We start from the raw sequence: 12,753 nt of genomic DNA on the forward strand, positions 1-12,753 counted from the left end.
GCCGGAGAGGGCGCGACACCCGCGCCGGACAACTGAACCCCCCACGAGCACACCACAAGGACTGAGAGCACCCGGGATGGCAGACCAGACCCACGCTTCCGTGGTCGAGCCCGGGCGCACTGTCACCGTGACGGCATCGCGCTATGACGAGCCGTCAGTGGCGTTACGGCGTCCGGGTCTTCCAGATGCCGCGGCCGTGCGTGGCCACGTAGACCTGGCTGCCGTCCGGGCTCTGCGACAGGTAGACCGCCGGCGAGGTGGGCAGGTTCGTGCCCAGGCGCGCCCAGTGGCCGGACGAGGTGCTGGTGAACACGCCCAGGTCGGTGGCGACCACGAGGGTGCCGTCCTTGGTGACCAGCGCCGAGTTGGCCGGGGCGTCGGGGAAGGAGTCCGTGGCCGAGGCGTCACCGCTGACGTCCGTCCAGGTCGTGCCGCCGTCCGTCGTCCGCCAGACGTGGCCGTAGCCCGCGCCGGGGCCCTCGTTCCAGTGCCGCGAGAAGCCGTTGATCACCGCGTAGACCGTCTTGCCGGAGGCGTCGGACGGGTCGACGGCCAGACCGGAGATGTAGCGGTTCGGGAAGGCGGCGGGGAGGTTCACCTGGTGCCAGGTGCCGCCGTAGTTGGTGGCGATGCCCCGCCCGAAGGAGTCGCTCACGGAGGAGCACGGACCGCACCAGGCCGCCCACGTCACATGGTCGCGGCTGACGACCGCCGAGGCGGAGTGTCCCGCACCCAGGTCGTACAGCTTGGTCCAGTCGGCGCCCGAGGTGCTCTTCCAGGTCGCGGTGTTGCCCCAGACGTACTGGCCGCCCGCGACCCACAGGCCGTTCGGGTCGGTCTCGTCCGCGCCGAACGGGGCGGTGAAGCGGGCACCCGGGTCGCCGGGCGCGATGTTCGTGATCACGTCCTCGGAGCCGTCGTCGCTCGCGGTGTAGCCGCAGTTGTTCGTGATCTGCAGCGCGAGGTCGACGTACTCACCGACCGTCTGGCAGCCGTTGTCGGGGTTGACCAGCTGGTCGCCGCCGTCACCGCCGTACGGGGAGACCATCTCGCCGTCCGGGTTCAGCTGCTGCCCCTGGTAGGTGGCGCCCTTGGGCGCGAGCAGCGAGACGCCGTTGTCCTGCAGTCCGCCCCAGACGGCCTCGCCGCTGCCGTCGGTCATCTTGCCCGCGCGCACCGAGTAGTACTGGAGGTCGCGCAGGGTGCCCGACTCGTTGAGGTTGCGCCAGCCGGCGGTGGTCTGCGTGGTCGGACGGGCGTAGGCGCCGCCGTCGTTGCCGACGAACACCTCCGGCGTGCTGCCCTTCCACTGGGAGAAGGCCAGGGCGTGCTGGTCGGAGTGCATCACGTCGCCGTCGCAGCTGTTCTGCGCCGGGTCGTAACTGAAGCAGGACATGCCGAAGTTCCAGTAGCGGCCGACCGCCTTCCAGGTGGCGCCGCCGTTCCTGGACTCGAACATCTCCTCAAGGCCCAGGTAGACGTGGTTCGGGTCGCTCGGGTCGACCGCGACGACCTGGTCGTACCAGGACTGGGAGCCGGGCTGGTAGCCGCTGCCGATCTCGTGGACCTTCATCGCGGAGCCGGACGCCGACAGCGACGAGGACGTGGCGATCTGCTTGAACGGTCCGTTCGCGTCGCCGCTCTCGCTGACGTACACGCCGGCCAGGACCGAGTAGACCCCGGAGCCGGAGGACTTGTTGAGGAGCTTGGGGGACTCCATCGAGACGTACAGCTTGCTGCCGTCGGCCGCGTAGGCGAACGAGGCGTTGCCGATCTCGGCGGGGTTGATCGCGCCGGTCGGGTTGGCGCGCGTCCAGGTGCTGCCCGCGTCGTCGGAGTAGTAGAAGCCGTTGTAGTCGGCGCCGCTGCGCCAGGCCACGTTGGCCAGCAGCTTGGTTCCGTCGCTGCCGGGCTGTACGGCGATGTCGTTGGCGATGTCCGCGTAGTGGCTGTTCACCCCGCAGCCCACACCGCTGATGCCGACGCCCGCGCAGGGTGCCAGGACCTTGGTCCAGGCGGTGGACTGGCCGGCCGACAGGGCACGCCGGAAGAGGCCGTGCGAGGAGGCCGCGAAGACGTAGCCGGCCGCCTTGTCGAAGGTGACGGTGTGGATGGAGGCGGAGTCCAGCTCCGTGCCGCCCACCTTGTCGCTCTCGCTGAAGGTACCGGTGACCGGGTCCGCGAGACGGTAGACGCCGCTGCCGAGGTAGTTGTCGGAGGCGGTGGTGGCCTCGCCGGTGGCCAGCCACAGCGAGCCGTCGGGCGCGACCGAGAGGGCGCCCACGGACAGGGCGGGCAGCCGGTCGGCGATCGGCGTCCAGGTCTTGCCGTCGTCGGTGGAGCGGAACACACCGCCGCCGGCGGCGCCGGCGTAGACCACGCCCTGGTGCGTCGGGTCGGTGGCCAGGGCGGCGATACGGCCCGCGGAATGGCCCGCGCCGCCACCGGAGTTGGAGGCCGAGTGGTCGCGGTAGTGCAGCGCGTCCTCGTTGTACGGCGAGGTGGTGACCTCGTTCCAACTGCCGGACGCGACCGGCATGTTCTTGATGTGCGCCCAGGCGCCGGCGTACGCACCAGGGGCGATCTGGCCGCCGGGCGCGAGCCTCGGCTCGTTGAACGAGTCGAGGGATTCCATCAGTTCGTGGGACTCGTCGCCCGCCGTGTCGTGGCGGCTGGAGTCCGTCTCGCCCACTCCGTACGCGGCGACGGGTCCCGTCCCCGCTATCAGAAGTGCGGCGGCTGCGACGGCAAGTGCCGTTCTGGCGCCGCTCTCCGCTCCGCGGCGCGATCTGCGCCGTGCGGAATTCACACGCATGCACTGTCTCCGGCTTCTTCGGCGTAAGCCGCGGCCGCCCCTACGGCCGCACCTGATCTCCTACTGCCGAGCGCCGGAACCGTAACCCCGTTCACTCCTTCAACTACAGACCCTTACAGCAACTTTATTGGCCGATGAACGTAATAATTGGGAAAAATACCCTCATTGACCCACGGAGCGACGGCGCGTCTCACTACTGCAGCGCAGCCGGCCGGTCACGCGTCACCGCCGGCAACCCGAGCGGCCCGCCCCGGGCGCGCCCCAGGGAGGCGGAGGTGAACGTTGCGGGCCACCGAGATGAACAACTCTCGCTCGAACGATCTTGTTTTACAAGATGTAGTAGATTCTGACCGGCCGGAGCCGCCGCGAGCGTCGCCCCAAGCCCTACCACCCGCATTCCGAGCCAAAGGCCATCCATGTCCGTCCTGACCTACCCCGAAGCCATAGGCGTCGGCCTGCTGCAAGGCGTGACCGAGCTGTTCCCGGTCTCCAGCCTCGGGCACAGCATCCTGATACCCGCCCTCCTGGGCGGACACTGGAAGCACGACCTGGACGTCTCGGCCGACGGGTCCCTGTACCTCAACGAACTGGTGGGCCTCCACCTCGCCACCGCGCTCGCGCTGGTGGTCTTCTTCTGGCGCGACTGGATCAGGATCATCCGCGGACTCGCCACGTCCATCACCCAACGCCGCATCCAGACCGTGGACCAGCGGCTCGCCTGGCTGATCATCACGGCCTGCATCCCCGTCGGCATCGCCGGCGTCGCGCTCGACAAGGTCTTCCGCACGACGCTCGGACGGCCCGTCCCGACCGCGATCTTCCTGGCACTCAACGGCATCGTGCTCTTCGTCACCGAGCAGCTGCGGCGCGGCGGGACCGGCCGCAGGCGGGCGGAGGACGCCGTCACGCCGGAAGAGGAGCAGCTGGGCCCGGACGAGCTCTCGGACCGGCGGATCACCCGGATGACCATGCGCACGGCCGCGACGATCGGCGCGGCCCAGATCCTCGCCCTCCTCCCCGGCATCAGCCGCTCCGGCTCCACCATCAGCGCGGGCATCTTCAAGGGCCTCAACCACGAGGACTCCGCCCGCTTCGCGTTCCTGCTCGCCACCCCCGTGATCGGCGGCGCGGCACTGCTCAAGCTGCCCCCGCTCCTCGGCGCCCAGGGCAACGGCCTGCGCGGCCCCCTGCTGGCGGGCAGCGTCGCCGCCTTCATCGCGGCCTACCTCGCCACCCGCTTCCTGGTCCGGTACTTCGAGAACCGGACCCTGATCCCGTTCGCCGTCTACTGCACCCTGGCCGGAGTCGGCAGCCTCGCCTACTTCGCCGTCGCCTGACCGGGAGCCCGGCGGGGCGGATCGCTCGACGACGGGGAACCGCCGACAGCACCAAGGACATCTGACGATCCGTCACCTATGCTGTCGGCCAACGCCCCGCCCTCCGCAGGGGACTTCACGAGGAGGTTCCTCGCCATGGCCCAGCGTCTGCGTCCGGTCGGACCGGACTTCGTCGAGTCCGCGCCCGTACGGCTGGTGTTCAGCCGGGATCTCACCGCCGCGCCGGACACCGTCTTCCGCGCCCTCGCCGAGGACGTGGCCGGCTGGCCGGAGTGGTTCCCGGCGATCGCCTCCGCCCGGCCGACGGAGGGCGGGCGCGAGGTCCGGCTGCGGGGCGGCGCCCGCTTCGAGGAGACGGTCCTCGTGGCGAAGGAGCCGGACGTGTACGCCTACCGCGTCGACGCGACCAACACCCCGGGCGCCCGCGCCTGGGTGGAGGAGTGGCGGCTCACTCCGGCCGGCACCGGAACCCGGGTGCGCATGACCTTCGCCCTCGACGGCACGGCCGCGTTCCGCCTCGCATGCCGCCTCATCGGGCCGGGCGTCGGCCGCGCCTTCCACAGGGCCGCGGCGAGACTGGACCGGCGGCTGCGGTAGCCGACGGGGGGCCGATCGACCGGCGTGCGGGCCGAGCCTCGACCTCGTCTTCAGCCCAGCCCCGTCGTGGCATCGCCGTCTCGAGCAAGTCCGCGCGCGGCTTCGGTGAGGTACCGAGCGAGCCTGAGGGAGAACCGGTCGGCGCACCGCTGCCCGCGCGCGCTCAGTCCGGCCACGCGCCCGTGGACAGGAGCGTCTCGATCGCTGTCGTGTACGGGGCGATGTCCAGGTTCTGGGCGGTGAGCCAGGCGTCCGAGTAGTACTTGTCGAGGTACCGGTCGCCCGGGTCGCACAGCAGGGTGACCACGCTGCCGGTGCGGCCCTCGGCCACCATCTCGGAGATGATCTTCAGGGCGCTCCACAGCCCGGTTCCGGTGGAGCCGCCCGCCTTGCGGCCGATGGCCCGCTCCAGGGCCCGTACGGCGGCGACGCTGGCCGCGTCCGGCACCTTCATCATGCGGTCGATGGCGCCGGGCACGAAGCTCGGTTCCATGCGCGGCCGGCCGATGCCCTCGATCCGGGAGCCGCAGTCGCAGGTGACGTCCGGATCGCCGGTGGTCCAGCCCTCGAAGAAGCAGGAGTTCTCCGGGTCGGCCACGCAGATGCGGGTGTCGTACTGCATGTAGTGCACATACCGCGCGAGGGTCGCGGACGTGCCGCCGGTGCCCGCCGTGGCGACGATCCACGCCGGCTCCGGGAACCGCTCCAACTCCAGCTGGCGGAAGATGGATTCGGCGATGTTGTTGTTGCCGCGCCAGTCGGTGGCCCGCTCGGCGTAGGTGAACTGGTCCATGTAGTGGCCGCCGGTCTCCACCGCGAGGCGGGCGGACTCCTCGTACATCTTCCGGGAGTCGTCCACGAAGTGGCACTGCCCGCCGTGGAACTCGATGAGGCGGCACTTCTCGGCGCTCGTCGTGCGGGGCATGACCGCGATGAAGGGCACGCCGATCAGCTTGGCGAAGTAGGCCTCGGAGACCGCGGTGGAGCCGCTGGAGGCCTCGATCACCGGGCGGCCGGGGCGGATCCAGCCATTGCAGAGGCCGTAGAGGAACAGGGAGCGGGCGAGGCGGTGCTTGAGGCTTCCGGTGGGGTGCGTCGACTCGTCCTTCAGGTACAGGTCGATGCCCCACCGCTCGGGCAACGGGAAGCGGAGCAGATGCGTGTCCGCCGAGCGGTTGGCGTCGGCCTGCACCTTGCGCACCGCTTCTTTCAGCCAGTCGCGGTAGGTCGCGTCGGTGCGGTCGACGTCGAGTGTGGTGCCGGTCCGGGTCTGTGGGGTGGTGCTCACGGCGGGACTCCTTACGCTGTCCGCCGACGACGCCTCACGCGGTCGGCATCTTGAGCATAGGCATCTTTCACACCGCTTCCCACCTGCATAAACGCATCTTTGAGCCGCCCAAAGGCGCGCTGGGGCACAGACGTACGAGGCGACCGGGGGCGCATTTGGCGCGAGTGCTCCGGGCGACCGTCGCACGCGCCCCGGTCTACTGGTGCTCCACGCCTCATCGGGGCAGACTGCACGCGTCGGGACGATCGTCCCGAACGGGGACGCACACGGGACCACGGGAGCACGCGCAAGGGGGCGGCGAGGGATGGCGGAGCCGGAGTTCACGGCCACGGGCGTGCGGATCGGCAAGCGCATGCGCTCGCTCACCCGGGCCGGGCAGGTCCGGATCAGCGACGGCAGGCTGGAGTTGCTCAACAGCTACGGCAGCGAGATCGACAGCGCGCCGGTCCAGGCCGTGCGCGCGTCCAAGCCGTGGTTCTCGCCGGACGGCAGGGCGCTCGCCGACCTCAACGGCAATCGGTACCTGCTGACGCTGGGTGAGCAGGACCCCGCGCCGGGCGAGCCGGGTCCGCCGGCGGCGCGGCGGTTCATCGAGGCGGTCCGCCGGGCGGCCGGGCGCGGCGGCTGAGCGGTGCGTGCGGCACCGCGTGATGCTCGCGTGGTCGCGGCGAGTTGCGGGAGCGCATCCGCTGCGTCACGCTGTTCTCACGTCACTCTGGGTTTACCGGCGATAACGCTGCGAACCAGCCCGCCGGACACGACAGCAGGCGGCCGTACCGACGGGGGGCCCTGCTGGATCCGTTGTTCTCCGTGTTCTTCCGGTTCCTTCCGGACCTCACATCGGGGAGTCGCAGCCGTGATCAGTCACCCAAGCAGGCACTGCACGGTGGAGCTCCAAGCCCTGCCGTCGCGGATCGGCCAGGTCCGCAGAATCGTATCTGCGCAGTTGCGCTACTGGCATCTGGACCCGTTGATAGACCGTGCCGCGCTCGGTGTGACCGAGCTGCTGAGCAACGTGCACCGGCACGCCCGGCCCGACAAGTCGTGCACCGTCGAGCTGGAGCTGCTGCCGGAGCGGCTCACGGTGTCGGTGCGCGACCACGATCCGCGTCTTCCGGTGCTGGCCGACGGTGCGGACGCGGTGGACGCCACGCCGCTGGCAACCTGCGGGCGGGGCCTCGCGATGGTGGCCGCGATGAGCGAGAGCTGGGGTGCGCGGCCGGACGGCGAGAACGGCAAGGTCGTGTGGTTCACGCTGCCCGCGCCGACCGGTGTGCGCGCCCACCTGGCCCGCGCACCGCGCCGTACGCCGGAACGGCAGCCGGCCGCCCGGCCGGCTGGCGTACGGACGGCGCCGGCGACCTCGCCCGTCCCGGTCGCGACGCCGGTCGCGGCCGGCGTTTCCGCCCCAGCCGGGACCCCGGTCCCCGCGCGGGCTCCGGTCACCGCCGGAGCCCCGGTCGCGAGCGCGGCTCCCGTTGCCCGTACGGCCACCGTCGGCCATGGAAGTCCCGGGGTGCCTACGAGCACCGTCGGCGCCGGGGTGTCCGCTGCGGCCCCGGTACCCGTGGGCGCGGCGGCCTCCGCCACGGCCGGGGCAGCCGTCGCCCCGGGTCCCGCCGTTGTCGTGACGCCCGTGGCGCCCGCCCCGGCTGTCAACGGGACGCAGGTTCCCGCCCGGTCGGCCGTTCGCGGCTGACCGGGCGGGGGCGCCTCCCTTGGGCGGCCGGTGCCCCGCCCCGCGCGCTGTTCTCCGTCGGAGCGCGCCGTCGGCGTGGGCTGTCACCCCCTGCACCCCGCGGGGCTTCACTCCGTGGCGATCGCCCGCAGGACGTCGAGGCGGGCCGCTCGCCTCGCCGGGCGCAGGCCCGCGAGGGCGCCGGCCGTGAGACCGACGAGGGCGACCACCGCTAGGCGTACGGGCGGGAGGGCGAAGGCGAACCCGGTGTCGCTCGCGCCGTCGGAGGCCTTCACGAGGACCCAGCCCAGGAAGGCGCCGAGGCCGAGCCCGCCCACCGTGCCGAAGGCGGCGACCAGGACCGACTCCCAGCGGACCATGGCCCGGAGCTGGCCGCGGGTCTGGCCGACGGCCCGGAGCAGCCCGAGTTCCCGGGTGCGTTCGTGCAGGGCCAGGGTGAGCGTGTTCGCGATGCCGAGCAGGGCGATGACGACCGCGAGGGCGAGCAGGGCGTAGACGAGGGTCAGCATCATGTCGATACCGCCCGCCGAGGACTGGGCGTACTCGTCGCGGGTCTGCACGGACGGGTTGCCGTACCGTGCGGCGACCTTCCGCACGGCGGCCTTGCCCGCGTCGGCGTTCACGCCGTGCCTGAAGGTCACGGCGATCAGGCTGTCGGAGTCCTGGGTGCGGTGCGGGGCCCAGGCGGCCCGGGTGATGACGTAGTCGCCGGCGAGCTGCGACTGGCCGTAGACCGCGCGGACGGTGAAGTTCTCCGTGCTGCCGTCGGTGAAGGTCAGCCGGGCCGTGCCGCCGGGACGCAGGTGCTGACGGCCGGCCTCCGTCCGGTCGATCGCGATGCCGTGGGGGCCGAGGTCGCGCAGGGAGCCGGTGACGGTGCCGAGGTCGAAGGTGCGGGCGAGCGCGGCCGGGTCGGTGACCGTCAGGGCCCTGCCCCTGCCGTCGACTTCGGCGACTCCGCGGCCGAGTCCGACGGCGGTGCCGACCTGGGGCAGCCGTTGCAGCGCCGGGGCGAGGCGGGGGCTCAGCCCGCTGCCGCCCGCGCCGAAGGACGGGGAGCTGACGGCGACGTCGCCCGCGAAGGAACGGGACACCGTCCGGTCCATCGTGGCCTTCAGCGAGGCGCCGAAGACGGTGAACAGGGAGACCACGGCCACGCCGATCATCAGCGCGCTCGCGGTGGCGGCCGTCCGCTTCGGGCTGCGCAGGGCGTTGCGCCGGGCGAGACCGCCGGTGACCCCGCGCAGCCGGTCGAGGGGGCGGCCGAGCAGCCGTACGGCCGTGGTGGCGGCGACCGGGCCGAGGACCACGAAGGCCACCAGGGCGAGCAGCGCGCCGGCTCCCGCGAGCCACACGGACGGGGAGACGAGGACCCCGGTGAGGGTGGCGGCGAGCGCCAGGGCGCCGAGCACGGTGCCGGCGATCGCGCGGCTCCGGGAGGCGCCGGAGGCGTCCACGGCCGTCTCGCGCAGGGCGGCCAGCGGGGCGGTGCGTCCGGCGCGCAGGGCCGGCAGCAGCGCGGACCCGAGGCAGACCACGATGCCCACCGCGAGCAGCAGGGCCATGATCAACATCTTGATCACCAGGTCGCCGTCCGGGAACGGGAAACCGATCGCCGGGAACAGTGCCTGGAGTCCGGCGGCGATGCCGATGCCACCCGCGAGTCCGGTGAGGGACGCGGTGAGCGCGACCCCGCAGGCCTCGGCGAGGGCGGCGGCGGTCACCTGGCGCCGGGAGGCTCCGAGGGCGCGCAACAGGGCGTTCTCACGGGTGCGCTGGGCGACCACGATCGCGAAGGTGTTGTGGATGGAGAAGGTCGCGACCAGCAGGGCGACCCCGGAGAAGACGAGCAGGAAGGTGGTGAAGACGGTCAGGAACTGGCTGGAGATCATGTCGGTGTTCTCGCGCGCCGACTGCTGACCGGTGACGGCTTCGACGCCCTTGGGCAGGACCGCGGTCAGCCGCCTCACCAGCTCCCGCTGGCTCACCCCGGGTTCGGCCCGGACCTGGATGCTCGCGGCCAGGCCGGGCCGTGCGGTGAGGTACTTCTCGGCGTCGGCCTGCGTCATACCGGTGAACGTCACCTGCGCCATGCCGTCCTGGCCGCCGAAGGTGGCGAGGCCGACGACGGTCACCTTCACGGGGTCCGGTGTGCGCAGGGTGGTGGTGTCTCCGATCTTCAGGCCGCCCTTCTTGGCGGCGCCCCGGTTCACGACCACTTCGCCCGGCGCGGCGGGGGCGCGGCCCGCGGCGATCCGGTACGGGTTGAGCCGGGTGTCGGTGATCCAGTTGCCGGCGAGGGTGGGCGGTCCTTGTCCGCCGACGGGTGTGCCGTCGGCGCCGACGAGTTGGCCCGCGCCCTGGATGTCCGGGGCGGCGGCCGCCACGCCGGGCACCCGCTCGACGGTCCGCACCAGGGAGGTGTCCACGGGCCGCCGTGCTCCCTGGGCCTGGCCGGGTGTGGTGATGGCGTCGGCGCCGCGTACGACGGCGTCGGTGCCGCCGGTGGCCTCGCCGAACATGCTGCCGAAGCTCGCGCGGAGCGTGTCGCCCATGACGAGGGTGCCGGTCAGGAAGGCGACGCCGAGGAACACGGCGAGGAAGGTGCCGGCGAAGCGGCGCCGGTGCGCGCGCAGGGAGGCGAGACTCAGTCGGAGCGAGGTGTTCATGTCCGCACCTCGAAGGCCTTCATGCGGTCCAGGACCCGGTCGGCGGTCGGTGACTCCATCCGGTCGACCAGGCGTCCGTCGGCGAGGAAGACCACCTCGTCGGCGTGCGCGGCGGCCACCGGGTCGTGGGTGACCATGACGACCGTGCGGTCCATCTGCCGTACGGCCCGGCCGAGGAGGCCGAGGACCTCGGCGCCGGAGCGGGAGTCGAGGTTGCCGGTCGGCTCGTCGGCGAAGACGACGTCGGGCCGTCCGGCGAACGCCCGTGCCACGGCGACCCGTTGCTGCTGTCCGCCGGACAGCTCCGAGGGCCGGTGGTGCAGCCGGTCGCCCAGCCCGACCACGTCGACGAGCGCGTCGATCCACTCCCGGTCGCCGCGCCGCCCGGCCAGGTCCAGGGGCAGGCTGATGTTCTCGGCGACGGTCAGCGTCGGCACGAGGTTGAACGCCTGGAAGACGAAGCCGACCCGGTCGCGACGCAGCAGGGTCAGCCGGCGGTCGTCCAGCGTGCCCAGCTCGGTGTCGCCGATGTAGGCGGCGCCGGAGGTGAGGGTGTCGAGGCCGGCCGCGCAGTGCATGAGGGTGGACTTGCCGGAGCCGGAGGGGCCCATGATGGCCGTGAAGCGGCCGGCGGGAAAGGCCACGTCGACGCCGTCGAGGGCGTGTACGGCGGTGTCGCCACCGCCGTACACCTTCACCGCGTCCACCACTCGGGCCGCCGCCCGTACCGCGGTCGTCGTGGTCATGCCACACCGCCCTTGCCGGTGCGGCCGAACTGCTCCTCCAGGACGGACAGCCGGCGCCAGTACTCGTCCTCGTCGATCTCGCCGGAGGCGAAGCGGCGGCCGAGGACCGCCAGCGGGGAGTCGCCCGCCGGACGTGCCGCGGCCACGGCCCGCCAGGGGCCGCCGCGGCCGCGCCAGGCGGTGCGGCGCAGGACGGTGACGGCGCCGATGACGACGGCCGCCCAGATCAGCGGGAAGAAGAGGATCCACGGGCCGGGTCCCCCGTTCCAGTTCGCCAGTGTCTGCATGTCGGTGCATCTCCCTTGTCGGGCCGGGTCTTTCGGTGTTGTCCCGAGACTCCCTCCGGTGGCGGGTCCGGGTCGTCGTGCGGCCGGCGGCAGTGTGCGTACCTCCCGGGGAGTACGCGCGGGGCGGGCCGCTGCTCCCCAGGGACTGGCGGACTGTAACTACTAGTATGTACAGTGATCGCATGAGCACCTCGGAACGACTGATCGAGTCCACCCGTGAGCTTTTGTGGGAGCGCGGCTACGTGGGCACCAGCCCCAAGGCGATCCTGGAGCGGGCGGGCGCCGGCCAGGGCAGCATGTACCACCACTTCAAGGGCAAGCCCGATCTCGCCCTGGCGGCGATCCGGCGGACCGCCGAGGAACTGCGGGCGGCGGCCGAGCGCGTCCTGGGCGGCCCGGGCACGCCGTACGAGCGCATCGAGGCGTATCTGCTGCGCGAGCGCGACGTGCTGCGCGGCTGCCCGGTCGGCCGGCTGACCATGGACCCGGACGTGATCGCCAGCGCCGAGCTGCGCGCGCCGGTGGACGAGACGATCGCGTGGGTCCGGGAGCGGATCGCCGGGGTCGTCGAAGAGGGCAAGCGCGAGGGGCAGTTCGCGCCCGAGCTGGACGGCGGGGAGATCGGCGCGGCCGTCCTCGCGACCGTGCAGGGCGGCTATGTGCTCGCCCGCGCCGCCGGCTCCCCCGAAGCCTTCGACACGGGCGTCCGCGGTCTGCTCTCCCTTCTCGCACCCCGAACTCCCCGACAGGAGACGTGACTTCGTGCAGATCACCAGACGGCGCCCCGACAGCGCCCGGGGCCCGGCGGAGAACTTCACCGGCCCGGTCTGGCTGGACGAGGTGGCCGCCCCGCCCGCACCCTCGCGGCTGCGCATGTTCAGCGTCCACTTCGCGCCAGGCGCCCACACCGCCTGGCACCGGCACCCGCACGGTCAGGTGCTGCACGTCCTGGAGGGTGAGGGGCTGGTGCGGCGCAGGGGCGGTGCGGTGGAGGAGATCCGCGCGGGCGACACGGTGTGGATCGAGCCGGGCGAATGGCACTGGCACGGTGCCGGGCCCCGCACCTTCATGACCCACCTCGCGGTCGTGGAGGCCGCCGCCGACGGCACCACCACCGAGTGGGACGCGCAGGTGTCCGCCGACGAATACCCCGCCTGACCCGCTTGAGAGAAAGGAACCCGGCATGCACGCCCTGCAGTACGAGTTGACGCTCCCGGCGGACTACGACATGGACATCGTCCGCACCCGGGTGGCCCGGGTCGGGCACCTGCTCGACGACTGGGACGGCCTCGGCCTGAAGGCCTGGGTGTTGGGG

The 12,753-nt window shown here is 72.2% G+C and carries 11 protein-coding genes and 1 pseudogene; 7 read left to right on the plus strand and 5 right to left on the minus strand.

The window, feature by feature from the left end:
• Positions 1–163: 163 nt before the first annotated feature.
• Positions 164–2,815, minus strand: coding sequence for a WD40/YVTN/BNR-like repeat-containing protein (locus ACWEN3_RS27605; RefSeq protein WP_452976133.1), 2,652 nt, complete (start codon positions 2,813–2,815; stop codon positions 164–166).
• A gap of 416 nt (positions 2,816–3,231) precedes the next feature.
• Between ACWEN3_RS27605 and ACWEN3_RS27610 the strand changes: the two genes are divergently transcribed.
• Positions 3,232–4,152: an undecaprenyl-diphosphate phosphatase gene (locus tag ACWEN3_RS27610; protein ID WP_452976135.1), complete on the plus strand. Its 921-nt coding sequence runs from the start codon at positions 3,232–3,234 to the stop codon at positions 4,150–4,152.
• Between the two features lie 135 nt (positions 4,153–4,287).
• Positions 4,288–4,749 carry an SRPBCC family protein gene (locus ACWEN3_RS27615; RefSeq protein ID WP_452976137.1) on the plus strand — a complete coding sequence of 154 codons (462 nt, stop codon included), beginning with the start codon at positions 4,288–4,290 and terminating at the stop codon, positions 4,747–4,749.
• A gap of 163 nt (positions 4,750–4,912) precedes the next feature.
• Here ACWEN3_RS27615 and ACWEN3_RS27620 read toward each other — a convergent pair whose 3' ends face one another.
• Positions 4,913–6,037, minus strand: coding sequence for a PLP-dependent cysteine synthase family protein (locus ACWEN3_RS27620; RefSeq protein ID WP_452976139.1), 1,125 nt, complete (start codon positions 6,035–6,037; stop codon positions 4,913–4,915).
• A gap of 304 nt (positions 6,038–6,341) precedes the next feature.
• Between ACWEN3_RS27620 and ACWEN3_RS27625 the strand changes: the two genes are divergently transcribed.
• Both ACWEN3_RS27625 and ACWEN3_RS27630 read left to right on the plus strand, forming a co-directional pair.
• On the plus strand, positions 6,342–6,665 hold the full coding sequence (locus tag ACWEN3_RS27625; protein ID WP_452976141.1) for a hypothetical protein: 324 nt from the start codon (positions 6,342–6,344) through the stop codon (positions 6,663–6,665).
• A gap of 258 nt (positions 6,666–6,923) precedes the next feature.
• A pseudogene (locus ACWEN3_RS27630) lies at positions 6,924–7,412 on the plus strand (ATP-binding protein); the annotation flags it as partial.
• A 431-nt stretch (positions 7,413–7,843) separates the two neighbouring features.
• On the opposite strand, the gene ACWEN3_RS27635 reads toward ACWEN3_RS27630, so the two are convergent.
• Genes ACWEN3_RS27635 through ACWEN3_RS27645 form a run of 3 tightly spaced genes read right to left on the minus strand, consistent with a single transcriptional unit; the run spans position 7,844 to position 11,438 of the window.
• On the minus strand, positions 7,844–10,405 hold the full coding sequence (locus tag ACWEN3_RS27635; protein ID WP_452976143.1) for an ABC transporter permease: 2,562 nt from the start codon (positions 10,403–10,405) through the stop codon (positions 7,844–7,846).
• Positions 10,402–11,151 carry an ABC transporter ATP-binding protein gene (locus ACWEN3_RS27640; protein WP_452976145.1) on the minus strand — a complete coding sequence of 250 codons (750 nt, stop codon included), beginning with the start codon at positions 11,149–11,151 and terminating at the stop codon, positions 10,402–10,404. The genes ACWEN3_RS27635 and ACWEN3_RS27640 overlap by 4 nt, the downstream gene beginning before the upstream one ends.
• Positions 11,148–11,438: an SHOCT domain-containing protein gene (locus ACWEN3_RS27645; RefSeq protein WP_452976147.1), complete on the minus strand. Its 291-nt coding sequence runs from the start codon at positions 11,436–11,438 to the stop codon at positions 11,148–11,150. Before ACWEN3_RS27645 ends, ACWEN3_RS27640 begins: the two co-directional genes overlap by 4 nt.
• Before the next feature lie 167 nt (positions 11,439–11,605).
• On the opposite strand from ACWEN3_RS27645, the gene ACWEN3_RS27650 reads away from it, so the two are divergent.
• From ACWEN3_RS27650 to ACWEN3_RS27660, 3 genes are all read left to right on the plus strand, one after another.
• Positions 11,606–12,196, plus strand: a complete 591-nt coding sequence (locus ACWEN3_RS27650) for a TetR/AcrR family transcriptional regulator (protein WP_452976149.1) — start codon at positions 11,606–11,608, stop codon at positions 12,194–12,196.
• Positions 12,197–12,200: 4 nt separating this feature from the next.
• Positions 12,201–12,596, plus strand: coding sequence for a (R)-mandelonitrile lyase (locus tag ACWEN3_RS27655; RefSeq protein ID WP_452976151.1), 396 nt, complete (start codon positions 12,201–12,203; stop codon positions 12,594–12,596).
• Positions 12,597–12,621: 25 nt separating this feature from the next.
• Positions 12,622–12,753 (plus strand): DUF4865 family protein (locus ACWEN3_RS27660; protein WP_452976153.1); only part of this gene is annotated, 132 nt, incomplete at its 3' end.

Source organism: Streptomyces sp. NPDC004561, from assembly GCF_053602155.1.